Here is a 23,969-nt window from a genome sequence, read left to right as displayed (position 1 = left end):
CGAGGTACATACTTATAATCCGGCTCTCTGCTCCTGCCTGGAGTCCAGTACTGAATGGACAGTTGGAGGCGGAGTGAGGGTCGCGGTTCTCCGGGATAGACTTGCGGACTGCAATGCGAGCCCACGTCCGAGAGCTCCGGGACGCGGTTGCGTACCTGAGTAGGAAGTCGCCCTCTTTTCCCAATAAATTGTAAGGAGCCATGGAATGAAAAAGACGCTCGTCAGCTTTGTGCTTGTAATCGCCGCGGTTGCCGTTGCGCAACAGCCTACCTCACAGCAGTCGACCCCGTCGACGGCTCCAGGAGCGGCCCCCGCGCAGCAGACGGCGCCTGCTCAAACGCCTCCCACCGGACAGGCCGCGCCCGGCCAACAAACGCCCCCAGCGGGGCAAGCTGCCCCCGGCGCCCAAGCTGCGCCTCAGCAGCCGCAGCAAAAGAAAGAAATCAAGGATCCTGCGGAGTACAACGCCTATGTTGGTGCGGTGCAGCAGACGGATCCGAATGCCAAGGTATCCGGATTGGAGTCGTTTCTACAGCAGTATCCCAACAGCGTCATGAAGGAGGACGCTTTGGAATTGCTGATGGCCACCTACCAGCAGACCGGCAATAACGGCAAGACGGAGGAAGCCGCCAATCGCGTGTTGCAGGCGAATCCCAACAATCTTCGGGCACTGGCACTTCTGGCCTACACCAAACGCGCGGCGGCCGAGAGCGGCCAGAATGCACAACAGAACCTGACCCAGGGTGCTCAATTTGCGCAGCAAGGTCTGCAAGCTTTGAACACGGCTCCCAAGCCCGAGGGGATGTCTGATGCCGACTGGCAGAAGCTGAAGACCCAGACGAGTGACATTTTTCACGGTGTGATCGGCTTGGCTGCGCTTCAAAACAAGGACTACAAGGCCGCCCAGGAGAATTTATTAATTGCGGTCGGCGATAATCCTAACAACCTCAGAGATGTTTATCCTTTGTCTCTCGCCTTCCTGGAAGACAAACCGATCAATCCTCAAGGTTTGTGGTTCATCGCGCGTGCGGTAGGTCTCAGCAACGGCAACGCGGACATCGTGAAGTACGGACGCTCAAAGTACGTGAAGTACCACGGCTCCGACCAGGGCTGGAATGAGTTGGTGGCCCAAGCCAAAACCACTCCGGCTGTCCCTCAAGGATTCACCGTAGCGCCGGCTCCGCCCCCGCCCAGTCCCGCCCAGCAGGCCGCTGATTTAGTGGCTAAAACTCCTGTGAAGGACATGTCATTTGCGGATTGGGAGTTGATTCTCTCCTCCGGCAATCAGCAAGCTGCCGACCAGGTGTGGAATACGCTGAAGGGCGTCCCATTACAGTTGAAGGCGCAAGTGATCAATGCAACCAGAACTCGGCTGGAGCTTGCCGCCAGCCAGGATGACATAGACGCAAAACGTGCGGATCTGGTGCTGGATATGGCGGCCCCAATTCCGCTGCGCGACATGCCCAAAGTCGGGCAGGAAATCGCAGTGGAGGGGATTCCGGTTTCCTATACTCCCAATCCGTTTGTCATGACTCTCAGCAAAGGTGTCTTGCTGCAGGCCGCAGGGCCGAAGAAGAAGGCAGCACCCGCACACCGCCGCACGCGGCGCTCGCAGTAAGCGAACGCCGGCATGTTGCCGGTGAGGTCGTTTAAATATCACAGGCAGCCGTTTTCGCGGCTGCCTTTCTTTTTTGCGGGAATCTGTCTGGAAATTTGCTGTTGGAGTGAGCTGGCGCATTACCTCGCCATCTTCTTCTCCAAGGCGAGCGGTCGGGCGCTACGGGGCGGGCGTCGCGTACCGTCGCGCAGCATGCGTACGTCTATCTTTAATTCCTGAATAGTGCGGCTCAGGGTGTTGCGATGCATTGCCAGCTGCCTTGCGGCGCGGCATTGATTACCGTTGTTCTCCTGTAAGACGGTGAGGATGAAACGTTTCTTGAATTCGCGTACGGCCTCGGAATAAAGAATGCCGCTCTTGTACATCTGCATGATTAATGCTTCGAGTTGATCCTTCACGGGAACTCTCTTTCCTTTGTAAGGAGCTTGTTGTCAACTCAGCCAGAGTAACCACTACCGTCGCACTGCAGACGTTCCTGAACCTTCACTATTCACCTGCGGGGTCAATCCCTGCAAAGCCGCCACGCCCTGGCGGAAGCGGTTTCGCACTTCCGCAGGCGCTACCCAGATGGCGCCTCTTGCCATCACCAGGAAATACGGTCCCAGGCTGGAATTCGCCAGCCATCGCGATCCCGGCGTAAATGAGGCAACCGCCAGCACAATCACGGTCACCATCAATACGCCCCGCACCAACCCAAAAGCCCCACCCAACAGACGGTCGAACCAGCGCAAACCAGCTTTCTTCAACAGCCAGCGGGCAATCCCGCCCAGAATGCCGGCCGCCAGCACCACCACAAGAAAAACCGCAAAAAACGCAGCTACCTCGGCCACCCAGGTCGCCTTGACATAGGGCATGAACCATTGGGCGAGCGATTCATATTCCCACGCCGCTACTAAATACCCGACCACCACTCCGGCCAGTGAAAAGACCTCGTAAAAAAAACCTTGCGATGCCGACAAAGCCACCGACAGCAACAGACCTAAAATAATTGCCCAATCAACGCCCGTCATGCGCGCCGGCGCTTCTTACTGGTACAACGTTTAGACATTCAGTTCTTTCCCGGTCAGCCGACGATATGCTTCCAGGTACTTCTCGCTCGTCTTGAGCGCCACCTCGGGCGGCAGGCCGGGAGCGGGTGGCTGCTTGTTCCAGCGGATTTGTTCCAGGTAGTCGCGTACGTACTGTTTGTCAAAAGATTCCTGCGCTTTACCCGGCTGGTAAGTCTCAGCCGGCCAGAAGCGAGAGGAGTCCGGCGTCAAAACTTCATCCGCCAATACCAGGCCCCCGGGAGTGCGCCCGAATTCGAATTTTGTGTCGGCAATGATGATTCCGCGCTGCCGGGCATAATCGGCGGCTGTCTTGTAGAGACGCAAGCTGATTTCCCGCAGTTCCTTGCTTAATTGAGGGCCGGCTTGTTGCGCCATGCGTTCAAAGGAAATGTTCTCGTCGTGTCCGGACACGGCCTTGGTAGCCGGTGTAAAAATCGGCTCCGGCAACTGGTCCGATTCGCGCAGGCCCTTCGGCAGTGCGATCCCACACACGCTGCCAGTGGCCTGGTATTCCTTCCACGCGGAACCAGAAATGTATCCCCGCACCACGCACTCCATGGCCACCATATCAGCACGCATCACCAGCATGGAGCGCCCGCGCAACTGGTCGGCATGCGGCCGCAGGTGAGCCGGATAGCGGTCCACATCGGCGGTGATCAGGTGATTGGGAACGATCCCCTTCAGGAGCTCAAACCAAAATAGGGAAAGCTGAGTAAGAACTCTCCCTTTATGGGGAATTCCTGAGGCCAAAACGTAATCGAACGCGGAGATGCGGTCAGTGGCGACAAACAGCAGACGCTCGTTATCTACTCGGTAAACATCCCTGACCTTACCACTGGCGTGAAGCTCAAGCTCATCAATGTTGGTTTCGAGAAGAACGGTATCGAGGAGTTGGGAAGTCATGAAGAAATTCTACACAGAAAAATCGTGGCGTATTCTAGCCCCTCAGATTTTTTTGTCAACTGGTGGGGGAAAGTACTACGGTCGGAGGCCGCGCATTTCAAGAGAAAAAAGTTGACAAGGCTCGCATCTTGGGAATCGCGCTCTGGACAAGGCTTTGCAGGGAGGCAATTGTGGAAAAATCGGCCAGCTACTTTTGCCCCACAAGCTGGACAAGATTAAAAAACGTTTATGTCGTGGGACGACATAAGTTCCGGCTCGCAACTCTTAGGTCCCAAATCGGACCGAAACCAATTTGGAAACGCCCGGCTCCTGCATCGTCACCCCGTACATGACCGGGGCGATGCTCATGGTCTTCTTGCTATGGGTGATCAGCACAAATTGGGTCTGCACGCTCATTTCGCGTACCAGTTCGGTGAAGCGCCCGATATTCGCCTCATCCAGGGGGGCGTCCACTTCGTCAAGAATGCAGAAGGGACTCGGCTGATACTGGAAGATGCCCACCAGTAGCGCCAATGCGGTGAGTGCTTTTTCGCCTCCGGAGAGCAGCAGCACGTTCTGCAGACGTTTGCCAGGGGGCGAGGCCACAACGTCAATGCCACTCTCGGCCGTGTTCTCTTCGTCGGTGAGCCTCATGAAGGCCTGACCGCCGCCGAACAGCTTGCGGAACGTCATCTGGAAATTTTCGTTGATGTGGCCGAATGCTTCCTCAAACTTCTGCCGCGAGACGGTATCAATTTCCCGGATCGTATTTTGTGTGTTCTCAATGGACTCCAACAGGTCCTTGCGTTGAGTTTCGAGGAATTGGTGGCGCGTCGCGGTCTCCTTATATTCTTCCAGCGCCATCATGTTCACCGGTCCCATGGAATCGAGGTGGGCCCTCATCTGATGGTAGATGGCGTCTTCTTGCGCCAGTTGTTCGCCGGCCACCGGCATCAATGTGGTGTCTTCGAGCAATTGCTGACGAGTGACACCGAGCTCATTCAGGCATGTTTCCGCCATGTACTGCAAATCCGACTGCAACTTGGCCGCTGTGGTGCTGATTTCGGCGCGCCGATCGCGGAGTTGATCCATGGCTTGCCGGGCGGAGCGCAGCTGTTCATCAATCTGTGCCAGGCGGGCGCGGACTTGCTCTGATTCTGTCAGCAGCTCGCGCTCACCGATTTCGGCCTCAGCGCGCTCACGCTCTACCGCTATGAGCTGGTCCGCCAGGGCGACATTCTCGCTCTCTCGTTGTTGGTGCTCTGCCAGCGCCGCCTCAACCTGCGTGCGCAGAGCCTGCTCCCGGCCAGCCATTTCGGCGACCAGCAATTCGATCCGTTCCAGCGCCACGGCCGCCGATCGCCGACGTTCCTCGACGGTCGCCACGCTGGCCATTTGCTGCGAAGCTTTGTGCGCGGCTTCATCACGGAAGCGCCGCAGCTCAGAGAGACTCTCCTGGGCCTTGGCGGCGTTGCGCTCCAATTCGGTCCGTACGGCTTCAATTTCGATCAGTTCGCGCTGCTTCACCGCTATCGCGCTTTTTTGTTCGTCGCGCTCCCCAGCAAGCCGTTGCAGCTCGCGTTGATAGATGGCGAGTCTTTCGTTGGTTTTCGCGGCCTCTGCATCCAGCTGTTGCAGAGAGTGGCCCGAAGTCATGGCTTGCTTTTCAGCTTCGCGCTTTTCGTCCTCCAGCCGCTCCAGCAGGGCAGTGAGATCTTTGATCTCTCTCGCCAAAACGCCGGCTCGCTGCTCCTCGCCCCGGAGCGCGATTTCCAACTCAGCCACGTCGCGCATCACGACTCGCAATTCGCGCTTCATCGAGAGTGGTCCCTCGGACCGCTGCTTACCTCCGGTCACGGTCACGTTATGGAAGCACTCGCCGGATTGGGAAAGGAAGAAAGCCTGCGGATTTTCCAGCGCCAGGTTTTTGGCGAATTCGGGATCGGGGACGATGTAACCGTCCCGCAGCTTGGGCAGGATCACTTCCAGCGACTTGCCGAACCCATTGAGCACACGAATGCAACTCTTCAGGGGAATAATAGGAGCGGGCGGGGGAGCCGCTTGCGCGCTCTCATCTACGGAGAACGAAAAACGTGCCTGCGAATCCGAGGGATGGACCAGGAAGGTAGCGCGGCCGTCCACATCGCTCCGGAGCAGCCGTAGACCCTCGTCAGCGGCATCCCAGGACTTCACTACAATGTAGTTGAGTTCGTCGCGCAAGAAATCTTCCACCACATGCTCGTAGCGATCTTCCACTTCGAGGAAGTCCGCTAGCACCCCGGCGGGCGCAAGACCACCCTGCATACCACCGGACTGGAATAGACGTCGCACCGATTCGGTGGAATACCCGTGCTCGGCAATCACTGCTTCCAGCGAGCTCTTCTTTCCCAGCAGGCTGGCATATTCCGCGCGCAGACTGTCGAGGCGGGACTTGCATTCCACTTCCTCCCGGCGCTGGCTTTCGATTCGTGAGCGAACTTGTTCGATCTGCTCACCTAGCCCTGCCAAACGCTGGGAAGCAGATTCAAAGGTGAGCGCCAACTGACCGCGTTCACCTCCGAAGGCTGATAGTTGAGCGCTGGCTGATTCAAATTCCTGCCCGATGCGCTGGGCGTCGCGCTCCAGCGCAGCCAGCCGCTCTTCTGAGAGCACGACCTGGTTGCGCAGGTCTGACCCGGCGGCCAAGGACTGCAGTATGGCGGCACGATCCATTTCCTGGCCCTGTTCAACCGCGGTGAGCGCCGCAGCAGCCTGGGCTGCCTGCTGGCGACAATACTCGAGCTCCTGCTGGGCCACGGCAACATCGGCCGCCGCAGATTCCAGCACCTGCCGATTCGCCTCACACTCCGCCCGCAAGGCGAGCGCTTTCTCTTGCGCCTGTGCGGCCTCGGTCTCTGATGCTGTCGCCCGCTGCTGCAGCTCCCCACAGCGCTCCTGGTTGTGAATTCGACGGGCCTGCGCGCGGTCAATCTCCAACGCGATCGCATTGAGGCGCTCGCGCCTCTGCCGCGCTTCGGATTCAATGGCATAACCGCGCTGCGTACGCCCTGAATGCTCAGCTTCAAGCTGCTGGATGGCCGCGCCCTGTGCCTGCATCTCTTCCGATGCGGCATTGATCTGCGCTGCCAGTTCACGATTCTCTTGCTCCACCTGCGCGAACTTGCTGGCTAATACAATCCGCAACTTGGCCCGCATCTCGTCGCGAAGTCTGGCATAGCGCTCGGCCTTGGAGGCTTGTCGCTTCAACGAGTTCATCTGCCGAGTAACTTCATCGAAAATGTCGTTCACGCGGGACAGGTTTAGCTTGGCATCCTCTAGCCGCGCTTCAGCCAGGCGCTTGCGGGTTTTGAACTTGGTGATTCCTGCCGCCTCTTCAATGATGGCGCGCCGATCGGTGGGCTTGCTGCTCAGAATCTGCCCGATTCGGCCCTGCTCGATCAAGGCGTAGGACTCCGGCCCTAGGCCGGTTCCCATGAACAGATCTTGAATGTCGCGCAGGCGGCACAGCTTCCCGTTCAGCAGGTATTCACTGTCGCCGGAGCGGAAAAGACGTCGGGTGACGGCGATCTCGCCCTTCTTAAACGTCACTCGCTTGAAATTGCGGCGCCTGATCTTGAGAACTACCTGCGAATTCTGGGTGCCTGATTCTTCTCCCCCCTGCTCGCCGGCAGCGGCCTCTGCGGCAACCGGTGTGCCCGAAACTGCTTCTTCTTCTGTCTGTCCGGGCTGTACTTCCTGCACATATTCATCGGCTTCCTGGGCGGCTTGAGCCCGCTGTGCGGTTTCGTCCCACTCTTCCAGGGGCATCTCGTCGTGGATCTCGACCTGGGTTTCGTCGTGAACATCGCCGCCCTCATAAACTTCGGGGTCAATCAGGGTGAGCGACACCTCCGCCATGCCTGTCGGTTTACGATCGCGAGTGCCAGCGAAGATGACGTCTTCCATGCGCGAGCCGCGCAGTGTCTTCGCCGATTGCTCACCCAGAACCCAAGCGATGGCATCGGAAATATTGGACTTTCCGCATCCGTTGGGGCCAATAATGGCCGCCACTCCTTCACCGTGGAACTTCAGCTCGGTGCGGTCGCAGAAGGACTTAAAACCCAGAATTTGCAGCTTTTTTAGTTTGAGCAATTCCACTCCTTGCCTGGTGTGAGGGCATCACGTCCTGCGTGGCCGTGCTCTTTGGCTGGTAACTACTGTGGTTCCGGAGGCTTGGGGCCTAGCTGGAAATCTTGTCCCCACACCTGGCAACGGAACCGATTACGACTACTTTATCCGGCAGTTCGTGACTCGGTCAAGTACGAATCGCAATATGTAGTGTGCACCATGCCAGTAACACTGCTTCTTGGACACCTTATGCGCTCAGAGAACCTGAAGCTGGTGAGGAAGTTAGGTCGGGGAATCGCGAGAGCGCCTTTAAATGTAGCGCAAACGGTGCATCGCAGCAATTGGAAAGGGAGTTTGGAGAGAGTTTTCCAAAGGCCCGGCAATGCAGGTTTTAGTTCAAGCGAGCGAGTTGTTTTACGACGTTCCGCCGACAATCTGGAAGAAGCGGATGATGGATTCAATTCCCCGATAAAAATTGGGAATGTGGAATTTTTCATTGGGCGCGTGAAGGTTATCGTCGGGAAGTCCAAAGCCCATCATCACGCTAGGAATTTTGAGCGACTTCTCAAAGTCGGCGACGATGGGGATGGAACCGCCGGACCGGATGTAAACCGTGTCTTTCTTAAACACATCGTGCATGGCTCGAGCTGCGGCCTTCACGTACTCGCTGTCAGTGCGAATCACGATCGGGTCGGCCATGCTCCACTGCTTGATCCTCACGGTGATCCCTTTAGGCACAATGGATTGCACGTAGTCGTTGAAGAGCTTCCATATCTCGTCTGGGCGCTGGTCGGGAACCAGGCGCATGGAGATTTTTGCCGAGGCTCGCGCCGGTATCACGGTCTTGGCGCCCGCTCCTGTAAACCCTCCCGGTTCGCCATGTACTTCCACGGTAGGGCGCGCCCAAGTCCGATAGAGGACTGAATATCCCGGTTCCCCGGTTAGTACCTTGGAGCCAACTTCAGTCTGCCGATAATGCTCCTCGTCGAAGGGCAGCGACTCCCAGGCTTTAAGTTCGTCAGCGCTGGGCTTCTGCACCCGATCGTAGAAGCCGGGAATAAGAATCTTGCCGTCTTCATCTTTGAGCTTGGAAATAATTCGGGCGAGCGCCTCGAAAGGATTGGGCGCGGCACCGCCATACATGCCCGAGTGCAGATCAACCATGGCGCCGGTGGCCTCTACCTCGGTATAGACCATGCCGCGTAGACCGACACACAAGGTTGGCGTCTCGGGGGCGAACATTTCCGTATCGGAGATCAAAGCAAAGTCCGCCCGCAGACGGTCGGGGTGATCTCGTACGTAGGCCGCGATGGATTCACCGCCGACTTCCTCCTCGCCCTCGATGAGCAATCTCACGTTGATCGGCAGCTTGCCATTGCCGGTCTTCATCAGCGACTCGATGGCTTTCAAGTGCATGTACATCTGGCCCTTGTCGTCCACCGCGCCCCGAGCATAGAGGTTCTGATTGCGTTCGGTGGGATCGAAGGGTGGGGACTTCCACTCATCCAAGGGATCGGGCGGCTGGACATCGTAGTGGCCGTAGCAGAGAACGGTGGGCTTGCCTGCCGCGTGCAGCCAATCAGCGTAAACCAAAGGATGACCGCTGGTTGAGATAACTTGCACATGCTCCAGGCCAATGCGCTTCATCTCATCGGCCACAAACTGAGCGGCCCGCCGGACGTCGTCTTTATGATCGGGGAGGGTACTTACACTCGGGATCCGCAGCAAGTCCTTGAGTTCGCTCAAAAATCGCTGCTGGTTCTGACGCGCGTAATCAACTGCCGCACTCGACATGGGCCCCTTTTCCTTGTTCTTCTAACTTCTCTGAAACGTTTTAAATCACCTACCGAGTGCGTCAGTATACCGGAAACCGACGCCAAGGCTGGGTTGGTCGCCGCTCATTCCGGATTAACGAAGGCCGAACCTCGCCGGCGAGAAGGGAGCAATGTCAATTTCAGACTTCTCTCCAGTTAAAAGCTGAGTCATCAGCTTGGCAGTGATTGGCGCCAGTAAGATACCGTCGCGAAAATGGCCGGCCGCCACAAAATATCCGGGAAGTTCGGTTTCGCCAAGGATAGGCATGTCGTCGGGGGTGCCGGGCCGCAATCCCGCCCAATCTTCCAGCATGCGCGCCTGACCCAGCTCGGGAATCAGATTGGCAGCAGCCTGGTGGAAGCGCTGAATTGTCTCCGGCTCGGTGCGCTTATCGAATCCGACGTCTTCTACCGTGGTACCCACGAAAATTCGCCCATCGCTGCGCGGAACCAAGTACACATTCGGAGCTCGCACTACATGCCGTAGAAGCTGTCTATCTGGCCAAACCAGACTGAGCATCTGCCCTTTCACAGGCCGGGTCGGAACGGGGCGTACCGGTGATTTCACCTCGGTCGCCCAAGCTCCGGCACAGTTCACCATCTTGTTGCCGGCAAAGCGTGTCTTGGAGGTCAAGACACCTGTGGCACGCCCGTCTTCTACTAGTACCTCCGTGACTCGCTCACCTGACGAGACATCTACGCCTCGGTGTTTCGCAGCCTTCAGCACTGCCGAAAAAAGAGCGCGAGGATCGACGCTTTTCTCCGGCCACAATTCTCCTTTTTGGGGAGTATGGGCCAGATGGGGCTCGAGTTCTTCCAGTCGCTTCGCATCCAATGCGATTACATCGGGACAAAGGGACTTCTCGTGCGCGCCGAGAATGATGGCGCCCTCGCTCCGCAAGTCGGCGTTTTCGCCAGATTCGTCCTGCAGTTCATGGACAAATTCGGGATAAAGCCGAGCGCTGGCCCGGATCAACGGCTGCACCGCTTTAGGAATGTGCGGATCACAGTAGGCGAGCATTCCAGCGGCGGCATGCGAAGCCTCACGTCCCGGCTGGTTGCGCTCCAGAATCAGCACTGCGGCCCCTTCCTTACGCAACATCCATGCGAGAGAAACGCCAATGACGCCTGCGCCGATGACAATCACGTCCCAGGTCTTCTTCACGACGCCAATTGTAAATGCGGACAGATCTGGAACTGTCGAAAGCAGCCGCGGCTGCCGCGGTCTGTATTGCGGGCTGGAGGACCGGAAGAGATGCGTGCAGTACTCTTACTTAGCTTCGCCTATCGTGGCCGCTTGCTGCGAAGACTTCGCAGGGGTGGCTGGCGAATCGGATGCCAACTTCGAGAACACAACCAGTCGCTCGGGCGCCGGGCCAATATAGTAAGTCGGGTAGCAGGTGATCAGCGTAAGTTCCGCGTCAGAGCTAGCTTTGACCACAGAAACGTCATCCGGTTGAACTATCCGCTTACCCATCACCTCGTAGTGGTACTCCTTGCCATCGCGCTGCACGACGATTACGTCACCTTTGTGCAGTTCATAAATGTGACGGAAGAAAGTGTCTCGATGAGCGGTAATCACCGAATTGCCGTTCTCGCCCGGAGCCGGGGTTTGTTTCATGTGGCCGGGGCCGAGTAGCAGTTGATGCCGCGAGGTTCCTTCAACAACCACTGCATCCAGCTTAATGGCGGGAATGTATAAGCGTGTGAGTGTCTCTTCAGCAGAGATTTTCTTTGGCGACCCCTGCGACGCCGCGACTTGCTGCTGTTGCTCGTGGAACCGTGCCGCCAACCGGCGTTGCTCCAGGTACATCCGCCCGTACTGCGCGGACACGTAAACCAGAAGCAAGGTTCCTGCCATGATCAGCAGAATCGGCCAGGAGCGCTTTAGCTTTTCTATTCTGATGTCCAAATTTGTGCGCCTCCGGCAAAGATCAGGGCAGAATTATTCTCTTCTCCCGGTTGTTCTCCTGCCTCATTGCTCTTTGCTGTCCAGAGTGGTGGGCCGTGCGGCCTCAGCAGACTAAAAAGTGGCATTTTATGAGATGCGAGATTCCAGAGTACCGCACCAGTGCTGCTGTTAGAAGATGTGTCGAGGTTACTACTAGCGAGCGCGGATGGCCGAGGTAATGCCGCCCGCCAGGACTCCGAAACCGATTATCGCTAATAAAGGCAAGGAGGTGCTGGAATCGGTGACCGGTGTACCCCCAGCAGGAGAATTCGTGGCCGCCTGATCTGGTTTGGGCGGCAGAACTATGAACTCAACGCTGGTCTGGGTTCCGGCAAGGGGGGTGTTGTTGGCATCTACTACCTGAAGCCAGACGGTGTGAGTACCCGGTAACAATCCGGTAAATGACTGTTCGGTAGAACTGGTTTTCACGGGATCGTGGTCGTCAAGTTGAATCTGAAAATTGGGAGTTCCGGGCACGCTCCCCGCGCGAGCCAGTTCGAAGCGCACGTCCACGTAATTGCTGGTTATCTTTTCACCTGGCGCAGGTTGAAGGATACGGATGGCCGGTTCTCCAGGCAGGCCCGCGCCCTCCTGGGACCGAGTAACAGCCCTGGCGTGAGTGTGCATCGCGGCGACAGATGCCACGATTCCCAGCAGCGCCAGCACTACGACTTTGTCGAACCTATTCATCTGTTTGAGTTTGCACTTTCGTAAAGCACCAAAGGTGAGCACCTCGATACCAAAAAACGGATAAACACTTCCGCCCGCCCCCGCCTACCCTTTTGCGCAAACACGCATGAGAACGTCTTGCGCCCGAGCTGCTTAGGGAGAAAAAGGCTCTTTTGGGATCGAAGATCTCTCACAGTACTGTGCAATCCATTGGCCTAAATCGTCAGTGTATTGAACTATCGGCACAATTGACACCCTTTAACTTCTGCTCAACAATGACGATACTTAATCCTGAAAGGCGAACCTATGTCGGATGAAATGGACGTTCAGGGCCAGGATGCCCCAATACAGGATAGCGACGCTGGCTACATGTACCAGGATGCTCCGGAATCGCGCACGAGCTTCTGGAAATGGATGCTGGTAGGCCTGGTGATCGCCTACGTCGTGGGTTCAGGATATTTCATCGTCGTGATGAAGGCGCGCCTCGACCGGCTGGAACACTCCGATGAGAACGCACGCGGTGGGCTCCATGAGCTCAATCAGCGTTTAAGTACTGTGCAGGCCAGTAATGAAGCTCTCGCCTCGCAGCTTGGGATGACAAAGAAAGAGCTCTCGCAGCGGGCCAGCGACCTGCAACGGCAGCAGCGTGCCTCTGAAGCTCGTTTGGCCACCGAACAGCAACACCAGCTCAGCAAGATGAGCGGTGAAGTTGCCGGCGTCAAGAGCGACGTGGGCGGGGTCAAATCAGAGGTGGCCGCCGCGAAAAGTGACCTGGAAGCTACCAAAGAGAAACTGGAACGGGCCATCGGTGACTTGGGCGTACAGAGCGGACTCATCGCCCATACCCGCGACGATCTAGAAGCTCTGAAGCATCAGGGTGACCGCAACTATTACGAGTTTACGTTACAGAAAAAGGCCAATCCAACTCCGATTTCAACGGTAAGCCTGCAGCTTAAGAAGGCAGACGCCAAGAAGGGGAAGTTCACCCTGAACGTGTTGTCGGATGACCGGATGATCGAAAAGAAAGACCGCACCATCAACGAGCCGATACAGTTTTACAGCGGTCGCGAGCACATGCTCTACGAAGTTGTGGTGTGGACGGTGGACAAAAACAGGATTGCCGGTTATTTGAGCACACCCAAGAGTGCTCCCCGGCCGGTGTTGAGCCAGACCCCGCAAGGCGCACAGTAGCTCTCGGGAATGGCGGAGTGATACGCCATTCCTGAAATTCTTCCATCCAACTCATTTGGTGATTACTACCGGTCGTTGGTCGTAGGGGTCCACGAGCACGCTGATCGATTTGCGATGTTCGAAGGCATCCTGGTTGACGGGAAAACTCACCACCACCGTACCCCTTGCCTGCGCGCCCGCAGGGATTTTGGTCTCAGCCAATAAGGCTGGCAAGGCATTCTGTTTCAACGAGGGATAGGCTTGAAAGTACCGATCATAGTCCACTGCGCTGGCACCCGTGTCGGGAAAGTCGCCCTTGTCAGTCTTCAGTAGCGCAGAGACCCCGTGCACGTACAACATCTTGTCGCTGGTGTTCTGAACAGTGAAAGTGATGGCCACTAGCACGCTGGCCTTGTCTCCCAATTCCACAGAAGCGACGTTGTCAATGCTGCCTGCCCCGGCCGGCTTGTAACGCAGCAGCCACATCGCTGCCGCCACCACAATCCCCAAAGCCAGAATTGCGATCACAAGTACCTTGGCAGGAGGCAAGGTCCATTTCGGATTGTCGAACTCCTCGCTCAGGGTAGGTATGTCCTCGCTAACTGCGCGTGGAGTTGCCGGCGGCCTGGGACTCGCGTTAGGTGCGGCGTTCTGGTCAGGCATAAGCAGCCTCTCTGCTAGAAAGATTATCCCAGAGTGGCAGGGGTTGTGTATCTTCGCCCATCTATGCAGCCTGGCGCTTCATAGCTTTGGCGAACTTTTCCGGCGGCAGAGTATTGAGTACATCATCCTTGGTCAGCCACGCCCGCCGCGCCTGCAGGACTCCATACTTGATCTTCGCCAAATGCGTGGTGCGGTGAGAATCGGTATTGATGACAATTTTCACACCCCGCTGCTTGGCCAGCCGCAAATTGTGATCGTTTAGATCGAGCCGGTCGGGATACGCATTCAGCTCCATGGCAACTTTGTTCTTCGCGGCAGCCTGCAGGACCGCCTCCATGTCGAATTGGTACGCGTCGCGGCGCAACAGGATGCGGCCGGTGGGGTGACCCACGATTGAGATGTGCGGATTGCTGAGTGCGCGAAGCAACCGGTCGGTCATCTGCGCGGGTTCCTGATTGAAGGCGGAGTGCACGCTGCCGATCACTAAGTCCATTTCCGCCAGCACCGAATCTGAAAGGTCCAGTTCGCCATCCGCCAGGATATCCACTTCGATTCCCGCGAAGACTGTGATGCCTTCGATGTCCTTGTTTGCGTTGCGGATCTTGCGGATGTGCTCAGAAGCGCGCTTGTCGTCCAGGCCATTAGCGAAGGCTAAATTCTTGGAATGGTCGGTAATGGCCATGTATTTGTATCCTCGTGAGCCCGCCGCCTGGGCCATCTCTTCGATGGTGTTTCGGCCGTCAGTCTCCACGGTGTGCATGTGCACATCGCCCTGCAAATCTTCAACCGAAATCAAGACCGGCAATTTGTGCTCAGCAGCAGCCTCAATTTCACCGCAATTCTCCCGCAGTTCCGGCGGGATGCAATCGAGCTTGAGCTTAGCGTAAATCTCGTCTTCAGTCTTACCGGCGACGCGCTTGCTGCCTTCCAAAGTGTCCAGTCCGTATTCACTCAGGGTGAACCCCATTTTGAGAGCGCGCTGGCGCAGCGCCACGTTGTGCGACTTGGAGCCGGTGAAATATTGCATGGCAGCGCCGAACGACTCAGGCAGGAGCAGACGCACATCCACCTGCATGCCGCCACGCAGACGAAAGCTGACTTTGTTCTCTCCGCGCGCGATTACCTCCAAGATCCCTGGAAAACGCACAATCTGATCAATCACGGCAGAGCGCTGTTTGTCGTTGTTGCAACATTTTCCAGTCACCAGAATGTCAAGGTCGCCCACTGTTTCTCGCCCCCGCCGCAATGATCCTGCCGGAGTTACCTTGTCCACGCCTTCCAAACCGGCGAGGTGCTGAATCATGTCTTGCGCGATCTGATCTGCGTCATCCAGGCAGAACCGTCCGGCAATCCGACGGTAGTCTTCAATTGACTTCAGAATTTTCTTTTCTTGCTTCTCGCCCATGCGCGGCAGTTCCTGCAGCTTGCCCTCGCGCGCCAGTTTCTCCACTCCCGCCAGATCGCAGACCTTGTACGCGCTCCAGATCAGCGCAATAGTTTTCGGTCCCAGGCCCTGAATCCTAAGCAGTTCCAGCATGGAGGGACGATACTTCTCCAGAAGTTCAGTGTGAAGCTTGAGCTTGCCCTCGCGGCAGATTTCCTGGATGTTCTCCGCCATGCGCTTTCCAATGCCAGGAATTTCCATCAGCTTCTTGGGGTCAGAGGTGAGCTGTTCAAGCTGTTGCGACTGGCTCTCGATAGCTTGCGCGGCATTCCGATAAGACCGGATACGGAAGGAATCATCGCCGTTGATTTCCATTAGGTCGGCGGTCTCGTAAAGAACCCCAGCTATTGCTTTGTTGTCCATGCGAGTGTGTTTCTTGTCAGATCAGGGCAGAAAAGAATTGTATCGCTATCGCCGCCGTCATCGCCGAATTCGCGGCGACACTGAATATGCCAAAAGAAAACCCAGCCTGGCGCAGGCTGGGCTACAAATTTAATTTAACTAAACTGACTATGAAAGTTTTACGACCTCGCCCGCCTGGGGTCCCTTTTGGCCCTGAACGATCTCAAATTCCACTTGATCGCCCTCCTGCAGGCTCTTGTAACCTTCGGAGCTGATCGCGCTGTAGTGCACGAATACATCCGCTCCATCGTCTCGGCCGATAAAGCCGAAACCCTTGGCATTGTTGAACCACTTCACTACGCCTTTTATGCGTGCCACTTGCTCGTCCTCCAAAAACAGCTTTCTCGTCCCCTTCTGGGGAACAGTTGGGGCCTCGGGACAGGGACGTGTGTCCAGCGTCTGGTTCGGAATGGAGGAACTTCGACTTCGACTGGACCTGCGATCCTGATTGAGGGATTGGAATTATTCTGCGGCTTTTTCAGCTCTGTTGTCAAGATGGTACATACGAAAAGCCAGTAGCAGAGCGGTTTTCAGCAGAGATGGTTGCAGGCAAGCCACAATACGCCGGCGATGGTCTTGCCGTCCGGGATGCGGCCGCGCTGCACCATCCGTAGGGCAGCTGAGAGTGGAAATAGTCGCTTGCGGATGCGCTCGTCCTCTTCCGGTTTAGCCTTGCCGCGTTTTAACCCTCGCGCCAGAAAGACAGCCATTGTCTCGTCGGAAAATCCAGGGCTGGCATAGAAGAACAGTGCGCGCTGCCAGTCCTGGGCAGTGTAGCCAGTTTCTTCCAGCAGTTCGCGTTTCGCGGCAGCCAGGGCTGTCTCGCCGGGATCAATTCGTCCAGCAGGGAATTCCCACAAATATCTTCCTGCCGCGTAGCGATACTGGCGGGCGAGCAAGACTCGCAGTTCGCGTCCGGAATCATCCACCGGCATGATTACCGCCGAGCCAGTGTGGCGCACTATATCGCGACGGACGGTTACTCCGCTGGGTTCCCGAATTCGGTCGCTGTGTACTGTGAAAGCCGGACCTTTGAATATCACTCGTGAGGAGAGCACGCGCACTTGATTTTTTGTGGACGACTTTGTTGCTGACGACCTGCCCTTGCCCATCCGAAAAATATAACAGCCTGCCATGCTTGGCGCTGTAGCGGCCTCCTTGCTATGCTGCCCGCGTGCCAGGCACGCCACGAATCGCAATTGTGGGACCGGGAAATCTGGGACGCGCGCTCGCTCTCGCGCTGCGCAATGCGGGTTACCGAATTACTGAAATTATTTTTCGCGAGACCAGCGGTTCCAAGCGTCTTGCCCAGGACTTGGCCCGCAGAGTTAGCGCCACTGCGGTTCCAGTCGACAAACCCAGTTTGGATGCCGACGTAATCTGGTTGTGCGTTCCTGACGGCGCTATTGCTGATCTCTCCCGACTACTCGCACAACGTCGTGACGTAGCCTGGAAAGACAAAGTAGCTTTTCATTCCAGCGGCGCTCTTGCAGCGAAGGAACTGGCGCCGCTGCAGCGAAAAGGCACGGGTGTTGCCTCCGTCCACCCGCTGATGACGTTCGCCGCGGCGGCTGGTAACTCAGCATCCACACAAAAACTAGCCGGAGTGCCGTTCGCCATCGAAGGTGATCCCAGAGCGGCGAGGGTGGCGAGAAAGATTGTCCGAAAGCTCGGCGGGAATGCGTTTAGCGTCAAAGCGAAAGACAAGCCGCTTTACCATGCCTGGGGCGCGTTTGCCTCGCCGTTAGTCGTGGCGTTGCTGGCACTGGCTGAACAGGTGGGAGGGGCAGCGGGCATGGGGAAGGGAACTGCTGGACGAAACTCTGCACGCAAGAAGATGGAGCCGATTCTACGCCAGACCCTGCGCAATTATGTAGAGCGTGGTCCGGCCGCCTCATTTAGCGGTCCATTGGTGCGTGGTGATGTGGCGACGGTCCGGCTTAATCTGCGGGCGCTCGCGCGAGTACCTGGCGCTGAGGAGGTTTACCTCGCGCTGGCGCGCGCTGCGTTACGCACTCTGCCGGTCCGCAACCGGGCAGACTTGCGACAACTGCTCAGCGGGAAGTGAACAGGTGCCCGAGCTTTTCTTTCTTCGTCTTCAGGTAATTTTCTGAGGCGGAGTGCGCTTCGACCTCACAAGGAACTCTTTCAACCACTTTGATACCGGCCGCCTCGAGGGCGGCAACTTTGTCCGGATTGTTAGATAGGAGCCTCACCTCGGCAATACCCAGTTTCTTGAGGATCTCGGCAGGCAAGGCAAACTCACGATGATCGGCTTTAAAACCGAGGCGTTCGTTGGCTTCAACGGTATCCAGTCCGGAATCCTGAAGTTCGTAAGCCTGCAGCTTGGCCATCAGTCCGATGCCACGGCCCTCCTGCTGCTCGTAAATCAGCACGCCGGCTCCAGCCGAACCGATCATTGCTAGCCCCATTTCGAGTTGCTGGCGGCAATCGCAGCGTAGGGAGCCGAACACATCACCGGTCAGGCACTGGGAGTGTATGCGTACCAGCGGTGGCGCCGACAGGATGTCGCCCATCGCCAGCGCGACTGCCTCTTCCTTGCGCTCACCTTTCTTTTCAGAAAACTCGCCTTCAAATCCGAAAATGCGGAACTTGCCCCAGCGGGTGGGGAAGTCAGCCTCTGCGATCTTGCGAACCAGTGAGCTCACAACACCATTATATGTGGTGGTGTGGCTGCCGCACGGTCGTTGGCGTTCCCCAGCCGGCTTGTTAGAATTGAAATACTCGCCTGCGCCGCAGGACTTTTGCGCTGTGGGGCTATAGCTCAGCTGGGAGAGCGCATCGTTCGCAACGATGAGGTCGTCGGTTCGATCCCGACTAGCTCCACCATGTTTCCAATCACTTACACGCATCCCAGCAAGCCGACGGATTCTTGGAACAGGATGGAACAGAATTGGGTGGCAACTGCTTTGGTTGCAGCACCGAAACCGAACGTGATGGCCGCCGGGATCCATTCAAAGCCGCAACGGGCTTGACATCCAGGTTGACCTAGATCAGAATTCCCGACCAATTCTCGGGGCATGCCTTTTGTTTCCGCTTAAAACCTATTCACTTCGCCCCCCCAGGAGCCACAATATGGCAAAGACCGTGTCAACTTTGATGTTGGCCATGCTTGTGATTTGCTCGGCATCCGCCCAACAGAAGCCATCTCCGAAGTCCACGGTCATTGTTCCCAGACTGATTCGCTTTGGCGGCGTGCTGCGCAGCACTGAGGGCAAACCGCTGAGCGCTACGGCAGGAGTCACATTCGCTCTCTACAAAGATCAATCGGGTGGAGCTGCGCTCTGGCAGGAGACGCAGAATGTACCCATGGACGCAAGTGGCCGCTACAATGTGCTGCTCGGAGCCACGAAGAGTGACGGAGTTCCGATCGAATTGTTTACAACCGGTGAAGCGCAGTGGCTGGGCATTCGGGTGGAAGGACAGGAGGAGCAGCCACGGGTCCTCCTGGTAAGCGTTCCCTACGCGTTGAAGGCGCAGGAGGCGGAGACTCTTGCGGGAAAACCTGCATCGCAATTCGTCTCTACCGAGACGTTGAAAGAGCAGGTTCGGCAGGAGGTGAAAGCTCAAGTTCAGCCGAACGCTCGCACAAAATCGAACACCAAGTCATCGGCTGCCGGGGCGGCCGCAGTAGCTTCGGGCCCGACCAATTTCAGCGGCGCCACTGCCGACCAAATAGTCGGAGTGACACAAACCGGCACCGGAAACGGCGTAGTCAGCAAAACTCCCGGCGCCGCCGGCATTGGAGTGTACGGGCTAAACACCAGCACAGCCGCGGGGGTTGGTTACGGAGTTCGTGGCGATAGCTCCACGGTAAGCGGCAGAGGCATGCGAGGACTTGCCTCAGGGAGCTCAGGAGTTGGTGTTCAGGCCACAGCCACTGGAGCTGGCGGCATCGGGCTGTTGGGAGAGAGCAAAGCAACCGCTGGATCAAATATCGGATTGTATGGAACAAACGCCAGCCCTGTTGGAATCGCCGGGGTCTTCAACAACACGGCAGGCGGCAAGATCCTCAGCCTGCGTAGCAATGGTGTGGAGAAAGTGGGAGTGTTGGGTAATGGGAACGTCGGTATCGGAACTACCACTCCGAAGCACCGGCTTGGTCTCGCTGGCGGGCCGGCATGGACGACCAATGGCTGGCTGGGCTCTGTGGAGTTGCCGAATGGCTCGGCGCTGGGATGGCAAACCAACGATGCCACTATGCGGTTCGGGATGGGTCACACCAATGGTGGATTCTTGATCTTCCGCACCACGGCCGACCCGGGCACGACAGGCAGTCAGGCCATCTACGACTTCGGGATCAGTGATGCTGGCAATGTGCAAATTGGCGGTAATTTCGTGTTTCCAAACTCCAACCGGCTGCAGGTTGAGAGCCCGGGTGACGCCGTGCACGGCATTAGTACCCTCAATGGGCGTGGGGTTTGGGGCGAAAGCCTTCAGTTCCAGGGAGTGTACGGTTTCAGTGAATTGAACGCCGGAATAGTGGGCGAGAGCCACAAATTTCACGCCGTGTACGGTGTCTCGCATGACGTGAATAATGGCGGAGTGTACGGTACCAACGATGCCAATGGCTTCGGCGTGATTGGGGTCAGCGCGGACGGCACAGGAGTAAAGGGGGACAGCGCCAACGGGTTTGCGATGTCCGCGGCCGGAAACGTAACGCAAAATCGCGACAAAGGTGGCTGGGTAAAAGCCATGGCATACGTAGGGAGTGGTGGTGGAATTTTTCGCTGTTTCAATTCATTTATCGCCGGCAGCGCGGCCTCCGCTCCCCCCTGCGGGTTCACCGCGACTAGCTCGACGAATGGAGTGTTTAGAGTCAATTTCGGATTTCCCGTCAATGATCGTTTTATCTCTCTCACTCCTCACTATGGTCCCGGTAATGCCGCTCCCAACAATATGGGCGCAAATTTCGTTTTCCCCGACGCTGATGTCAATGCGGTTGATGTCGTCACGTACGACGCAAATGATGGGGATGACTCATATGGCGTAAGTTTCATGATCTTTGTGTACTGAACTTTTGCATGGGCATTCTGTCCGACGATACCTATGAGGGCATTGATTCTCCGGCACCGTAGAGGGTAACGCTTAAATTGGCGGGGCTGGCACTGGCCGCTGCACATGTGCAAGGATTTTCACTACGTCCGCAAGGAACTTCTACCGTGATTTTGCCCATTGACTCCCCGGAAATCTCAATATATCTTCCGCCACGCACTAGGTTTCTTTCTGAGGATACTGGACCAAGGGAAGAACTGTTGCGGTGAACCATGCTCGAGGTCGCACGCAGGCCGCGGCGGATTCTGGTGGTTTTATGCTGGGTAATCTTTGGCTTGGGAATCGTCGTTCAGGCCATGGCACCACGACTGAAAGTCAAAAACAACGTCTTTGTAATTCCCCCGTCGCTGCTCGCCTCAGGAAAACCCATCGATCCCGCCGCTCTCGTCGCGCATGAACGACGAATGCAGTTGCTCTCGGTTTTGTTGACCTTAGGCGGCGCAGTCGGACTCGGCATTTGCTATCGCCGTGTCCTTATAAGGCATGTTCAATATGTGTTAACCAAATCGCCCACACGCAGCACAATTCGCCTTTGAACAAGACCATCTTCAAGGCCTTTATAGAGAGGACGAACAAATGAATAGTCACAGTGCAGTTTCTCGTATGGTAAGCCTGCTCCTGTCTGTAGTAGTTGTTACCTTGACCCTTGCAATCGTGGTGCCCGGGATACACGCGTATACTACCGTGGCCAACGCGGCCGTTCTCACTTATAACCTCGCCCCTAACACCGATAGTGCGGCCATCACACCCGCAACGAGCCGGCCGGTGCTAGTTATGGGCGTTTGCAACACCTCTGGCGTTCGAGGTGTGGGCCAAGTCAGCATGATACATGTTCCGGCTTCATTCCTAGAATGGACGGGGCTGGAATCGACGTTGAAATCTACGATTACCCAGGGCTTCAGCGGCGTTGCTGGCACCCATATCCTCTACATTGATTTTGGTCACGTGGTTGATATCAGGGTGGCCAGTCCCGACACTTTCGTAGTCCACAATGGGGCGGGTGGGAACCGAGATGGGAACGTCACCCTTATCTGGTGAACTCCGCACTATCTGCGCAGCATCGTGCCCGAGGCCGACCTTCGCCGGTACTGGGTGATCCCGACTAGCTCCACCAAATTCGCCCGGTCCACCACGTCGAAGCCGGCTTGGCAGGACGAAAACAGCAACTCGCGATCTTAAATTTTCTCTTCCGTGCTGCCTAAATGGCCTATTATCGCCGGGCCTGCCAACACGCCCGCTACGGCATGCCTCTAATACCTTACGTGGAGGTGGCTTATTTCCGCTCTGGTTATGGCTGTTGCGATTACCTGGGTGGCTGCAGCTCTGGCAGCGATACGAGAAGCGCGCCAAACAGGCCGTCGGCCGTTCGGTTGCTGCTAGTGGTTAAGCAAAGTAGCCGTTGCCGAAAGACAACGCTGTTGACTCCAGATGCAACCCGTTTTTGGCAGTGGCACATCCCACCCGCAACTACCACAGGGACCAAATCCCCAGCATGAATTCCATGGAGTCCTCCAAACTCGGGTTAGTCCTGCTGGTTGACGATGACGCAGGTATTCTTTTCACCTTTAAACTTATTTTAGAGGAAGAGGGATACCTGGTGACTGCAGTCGGCAGAGGCGCAGCGGCTCGCAAGCTGCTCAAAGAGCACAGCTACGATGCCGCAGTCATTGATTTGAATCTGGAGCGCGAGGGTCTCGGACTGGAACTCGCCCAGGAGGCGAAAAGCCTCCCCATCCCGCCAGCCGTGGTGCTCTACACCGGCTACCCATCAATTGAGCAGTTACGAGCTGCCCTTGCCCTGAAGGTAGACTATCTTGCGTTGAAACCGGTAGATGTTGATGAAATGAAGGCCGCCCTCTTTCGGCTGGTAGCGCGCCGCGCCAACAACCTGGCGATGGCAGCTTCTTGAGCTGCTCAGGAATCTAATGTAAGGTATGCTGCTGGTTCAGAGTCACCCCGCCATGGCATTGGCCGATAAGCCCTCAGTCCTGATCGTTGACGATGAAGTCAACATTGCTCGCACGCTGAGCATGGTGTTCCAGGACGAAGGATATACTGTCACCACCGCGCACAGCAGCTCCGAGGCGCTGGAATTACTCCAGGATGGTCACAAATTCGACGCCGTGGTTACCGACCTTAATATGGAGAAACCGGATATAGGGTTGGATGTGGCGCGCGCTGCCAAGGGTCTAAGTCCGGCTCCGGTTACCGTGATCTGTACTGGCTACGCCAGCACTTCGAATTCGAGAGTCGCGCTGCAAATCCACGTGGATTATCTGGCTACCAAGCCGGTCAACCTTGAGGAATTAGTCCCGGCGGTGAATCGGCTCCTGGCCCGCAAACGCGAAACGGGGGTGCGACTTTGAATCCGGCGGGAGCTAAACCGAGCAAAATGGCCCTGATCGTTCACTCGGACCTCACTGCATTGTCGGGGATGCAGTCGGCACTGGCTGCCCAGGGTTACGTCTGCGTTGTAGCGCGCGATCTACCAACAGCATTAATGGCCATCACCCAGCATTACTTCGAGCTAGCAATCGTTTCGTCGCGTTTAGGCGAAGGTGGGGATGGCTGGCCGCTGGCCGGAGTGGTGCATCTGGTCTTCCCACGCGCTTTCGTAGCTGTGCTAACCCCTGGCGAACCAGATGTGCTTACCTTCCAGGCGGCCATCAACAATGGCATCACCCAGGTCTACCAACAATCCAATACTCCCTCTGAACTAGTGAAAGCGATTGTTGCGGACATATCGCGACCGCAACGAAACACTAGCACCACTTTGCAATAGAAGTTCGACAAGTAAAAGTGCGGTCGGACCGGCCGTGGAATAGGTTCGGCTCGCCGCGTCTGGGGCGAGCCGATCCGAGAAGGCGGTCTTTGAAGCTTAATAAAGTTTGAAGGTCTATGTGCCTAGAGTGCTGGCGACCTGAGAGAAGACAGTGTTCGATTTGGTGCCGATCAACTGAATGGTACCGATCACGATTACCAGGATCACAGCCAACATCACAGCATACTCGGCGATGTCCTGCCCGCTCTCATCGGACCACATCCTGCGGATAAGTTCGTTCATCTACCACTCCTTGCCTGAAAGTCTGCTAACCGTCATCGAACGAGCGTTAAATGCCGGCTA

The 23,969-nt window shown here is 56.7% G+C and carries 23 protein-coding genes and 1 tRNA gene; 10 read left to right on the top strand and 14 right to left on the bottom strand.

The features are described 5' to 3' along the window. The first annotated feature begins 205 nt into the window (after window positions 1-205). Entirely contained in the window at window positions 206-1,618 is a 1,413-nt protein-coding gene (locus VFA76_10905) for a hypothetical protein (GenBank protein HZR32345.1), read from the top strand. A 119-nt stretch (window positions 1,619-1,737) separates the two neighbouring features. Here the strand turns inward: VFA76_10905 and VFA76_10900 are convergent, their stop codons facing one another. The 8 genes from VFA76_10900 to VFA76_10865 all read right to left on the bottom strand — a co-directional run bounded on the left by VFA76_10900 (window position 1,738) and on the right by VFA76_10865 (window position 12,111). Further along, window positions 1,738-2,016 (bottom strand): helix-turn-helix domain-containing protein, encoded by a 279-nt coding sequence (locus tag VFA76_10900; GenBank protein ID HZR32344.1) that lies wholly within the window; start codon window positions 2,014-2,016, stop codon window positions 1,738-1,740. A gap of 54 nt (window positions 2,017-2,070) precedes the next feature. Further along, complete coding sequence (locus VFA76_10895; GenBank protein ID HZR32343.1) at window positions 2,071-2,628, bottom strand: CvpA family protein; 558 nt, start codon at window positions 2,626-2,628, stop codon at window positions 2,071-2,073. A 30-nt stretch (window positions 2,629-2,658) separates the two neighbouring features. Beyond that, window positions 2,659-3,570, bottom strand: a complete 912-nt coding sequence (locus VFA76_10890; protein HZR32342.1) for a phosphoribosylaminoimidazolesuccinocarboxamide synthase — start codon at window positions 3,568-3,570, stop codon at window positions 2,659-2,661. Window positions 3,571-3,834: 264 nt separating this feature from the next. Beyond that, on the bottom strand, window positions 3,835-7,680 hold the full coding sequence (gene smc, locus VFA76_10885) for a chromosome segregation protein SMC (protein HZR32341.1): 3,846 nt from the start codon (window positions 7,678-7,680) through the stop codon (window positions 3,835-3,837). A 390-nt stretch (window positions 7,681-8,070) separates the two neighbouring features. After that, on the bottom strand, window positions 8,071-9,450 hold the full coding sequence (locus VFA76_10880; GenBank protein ID HZR32340.1) for a dipeptidase: 1,380 nt from the start codon (window positions 9,448-9,450) through the stop codon (window positions 8,071-8,073). A 114-nt stretch (window positions 9,451-9,564) separates the two neighbouring features. Beyond that, on the bottom strand, window positions 9,565-10,635 hold the full coding sequence (gene thiO, locus VFA76_10875) for a glycine oxidase ThiO (protein HZR32339.1): 1,071 nt from the start codon (window positions 10,633-10,635) through the stop codon (window positions 9,565-9,567). Between the two features lie 105 nt (window positions 10,636-10,740). Beyond that, window positions 10,741-11,382, bottom strand: coding sequence for a class D sortase (locus VFA76_10870; GenBank protein HZR32338.1), 642 nt, complete (start codon window positions 11,380-11,382; stop codon window positions 10,741-10,743). 192 nt (window positions 11,383-11,574) lie between these two features. Next, complete coding sequence (locus tag VFA76_10865; GenBank protein HZR32337.1) at window positions 11,575-12,111, bottom strand: hypothetical protein; 537 nt, start codon at window positions 12,109-12,111, stop codon at window positions 11,575-11,577. Between the two features lie 285 nt (window positions 12,112-12,396). Between VFA76_10865 and VFA76_10860 the strand changes: the two genes are divergently transcribed. Beyond that, window positions 12,397-13,281 (top strand): hypothetical protein, encoded by an 885-nt coding sequence (locus VFA76_10860; GenBank protein HZR32336.1) that lies wholly within the window; start codon window positions 12,397-12,399, stop codon window positions 13,279-13,281. Between the two features lie 51 nt (window positions 13,282-13,332). Here the strand turns inward: VFA76_10860 and VFA76_10855 are convergent, their stop codons facing one another. The 4 genes from VFA76_10855 to VFA76_10840 form a co-directional block, all read right to left on the bottom strand. Next, entirely contained in the window at window positions 13,333-13,923 is a 591-nt protein-coding gene (locus tag VFA76_10855; GenBank protein HZR32335.1) for a hypothetical protein, read from the bottom strand. A gap of 61 nt (window positions 13,924-13,984) precedes the next feature. Continuing rightward, complete coding sequence (polX, locus tag VFA76_10850) at window positions 13,985-15,730, bottom strand: DNA polymerase/3'-5' exonuclease PolX (protein HZR32334.1); 1,746 nt, start codon at window positions 15,728-15,730, stop codon at window positions 13,985-13,987. Window positions 15,731-15,877: 147 nt separating this feature from the next. Next, entirely contained in the window at window positions 15,878-16,087 is a 210-nt protein-coding gene (locus tag VFA76_10845) for a cold shock domain-containing protein (GenBank protein HZR32333.1), read from the bottom strand. Between the two features lie 212 nt (window positions 16,088-16,299). Continuing rightward, a complete protein-coding gene (locus tag VFA76_10840) occupies window positions 16,300-16,905 on the bottom strand; it encodes an NUDIX hydrolase (protein ID HZR32332.1) in 606 nt (201 codons plus the stop codon). 38 nt (window positions 16,906-16,943) lie between these two features. Here VFA76_10840 and VFA76_10835 point away from each other — a divergent pair, with 38 nt between their 5' ends. Further along, a complete protein-coding gene (locus tag VFA76_10835; protein ID HZR32331.1) occupies window positions 16,944-17,837 on the top strand; it encodes a DUF2520 domain-containing protein in 894 nt (297 codons plus the stop codon). Here the strand turns inward: VFA76_10835 and ribA are convergent. Beyond that, window positions 17,824-18,438: a GTP cyclohydrolase II gene (gene ribA, locus VFA76_10830; GenBank protein HZR32330.1), complete on the bottom strand. Its 615-nt coding sequence runs from the start codon at window positions 18,436-18,438 to the stop codon at window positions 17,824-17,826. The genes VFA76_10835 and ribA overlap by 14 nt on opposite strands. A gap of 105 nt (window positions 18,439-18,543) precedes the next feature. On the opposite strand from ribA, the gene VFA76_10825 reads away from it, so the two are divergent. The 7 genes from VFA76_10825 (at window position 18,544) to VFA76_10795 (ending at window position 23,627) form a co-directional block, all read left to right on the top strand. Beyond that, window positions 18,544-18,619, top strand: a tRNA-Ala gene (locus VFA76_10825). 246 nt (window positions 18,620-18,865) lie between these two features. After that, a complete protein-coding gene (locus tag VFA76_10820; protein HZR32329.1) occupies window positions 18,866-20,806 on the top strand; it encodes a hypothetical protein in 1,941 nt (646 codons plus the stop codon). Between the two features lie 251 nt (window positions 20,807-21,057). Continuing rightward, complete coding sequence (locus VFA76_10815) at window positions 21,058-21,381, top strand: hypothetical protein (GenBank protein HZR32328.1); 324 nt, start codon at window positions 21,058-21,060, stop codon at window positions 21,379-21,381. A gap of 40 nt (window positions 21,382-21,421) precedes the next feature. Beyond that, entirely contained in the window at window positions 21,422-21,883 is a 462-nt protein-coding gene (locus VFA76_10810; GenBank protein ID HZR32327.1) for a hypothetical protein, read from the top strand. Between the two features lie 463 nt (window positions 21,884-22,346). After that, window positions 22,347-22,754, top strand: coding sequence for a response regulator (locus VFA76_10805; GenBank protein ID HZR32326.1), 408 nt, complete (start codon window positions 22,347-22,349; stop codon window positions 22,752-22,754). Between the two features lie 25 nt (window positions 22,755-22,779). Then, complete coding sequence (locus VFA76_10800; protein ID HZR32325.1) at window positions 22,780-23,211, top strand: response regulator; 432 nt, start codon at window positions 22,780-22,782, stop codon at window positions 23,209-23,211. Window positions 23,212-23,237: 26 nt separating this feature from the next. Then, complete coding sequence (locus tag VFA76_10795) at window positions 23,238-23,627, top strand: hypothetical protein (GenBank protein HZR32324.1); 390 nt, start codon at window positions 23,238-23,240, stop codon at window positions 23,625-23,627. 114 nt (window positions 23,628-23,741) lie between these two features. Here the strand turns inward: VFA76_10795 and VFA76_10790 are convergent, their stop codons facing one another. After that, window positions 23,742-23,909, bottom strand: a complete 168-nt coding sequence (locus VFA76_10790) for a Flp family type IVb pilin (protein ID HZR32323.1) — start codon at window positions 23,907-23,909, stop codon at window positions 23,742-23,744. Window positions 23,910-23,969: the final 60 nt, after the last annotated feature.

This window comes from Terriglobales bacterium, assembly GCA_035651655.1.
In the GTDB taxonomy this organism is placed as follows: Bacteria; Acidobacteriota; Terriglobia; order Terriglobales; family Acidobacteriaceae; genus DASRFG01.
Note: the sequence above shows the minus strand (reverse complement) of the source record. Positions and strands in the feature narration are given on the sequence as shown.

Bases quoted from the DNA above. Each gene is read 5' to 3' on its own strand.
- VFA76_10905 (HZR32345.1), top strand. From the start codon at position 206: ATGAAAAAGACGCTCGTCAGCTTTGTGCTTGTAATCGCCGCGGTTGCC.
- VFA76_10895 (HZR32343.1), bottom strand. From the start codon at position 2,628: ATGACGGGCGTTGATTGGGCAATTATTTTAGGTCTGTTGCTGTCGGTG.
- VFA76_10890 (HZR32342.1), bottom strand. From the start codon at position 3,570: ATGACTTCCCAACTCCTCGATACCGTTCTTCTCGAAACCAACATTGAT.
- VFA76_10880 (HZR32340.1), bottom strand. From the start codon at position 9,450: ATGTCGAGTGCGGCAGTTGATTACGCGCGTCAGAACCAGCAGCGATTT.
- VFA76_10865 (HZR32337.1), bottom strand. From the start codon at position 12,111: ATGAATAGGTTCGACAAAGTCGTAGTGCTGGCGCTGCTGGGAATCGTG.
- VFA76_10860 (HZR32336.1), top strand. From the start codon at position 12,397: ATGTCGGATGAAATGGACGTTCAGGGCCAGGATGCCCCAATACAGGAT.
- VFA76_10855 (HZR32335.1), bottom strand. From the start codon at position 13,923: ATGCCTGACCAGAACGCCGCACCTAACGCGAGTCCCAGGCCGCCGGCA.
- polX (HZR32334.1), bottom strand. From the start codon at position 15,730: ATGGACAACAAAGCAATAGCTGGGGTTCTTTACGAGACCGCCGACCTA.
- VFA76_10840 (HZR32332.1), bottom strand. From the start codon at position 16,905: ATGGCAGGCTGTTATATTTTTCGGATGGGCAAGGGCAGGTCGTCAGCA.
- VFA76_10820 (HZR32329.1), top strand. From the start codon at position 18,866: ATGGCAAAGACCGTGTCAACTTTGATGTTGGCCATGCTTGTGATTTGC.
- VFA76_10815 (HZR32328.1), top strand. From the start codon at position 21,058: ATGCTCGAGGTCGCACGCAGGCCGCGGCGGATTCTGGTGGTTTTATGC.
- VFA76_10810 (HZR32327.1), top strand. From the start codon at position 21,422: ATGAATAGTCACAGTGCAGTTTCTCGTATGGTAAGCCTGCTCCTGTCT.
- VFA76_10805 (HZR32326.1), top strand. From the start codon at position 22,347: ATGGAGTCCTCCAAACTCGGGTTAGTCCTGCTGGTTGACGATGACGCA.
- VFA76_10800 (HZR32325.1), top strand. From the start codon at position 22,780: ATGCTGCTGGTTCAGAGTCACCCCGCCATGGCATTGGCCGATAAGCCC.
- VFA76_10795 (HZR32324.1), top strand. From the start codon at position 23,238: ATGGCCCTGATCGTTCACTCGGACCTCACTGCATTGTCGGGGATGCAG.
- VFA76_10790 (HZR32323.1), bottom strand. From the start codon at position 23,909: ATGAACGAACTTATCCGCAGGATGTGGTCCGATGAGAGCGGGCAGGAC.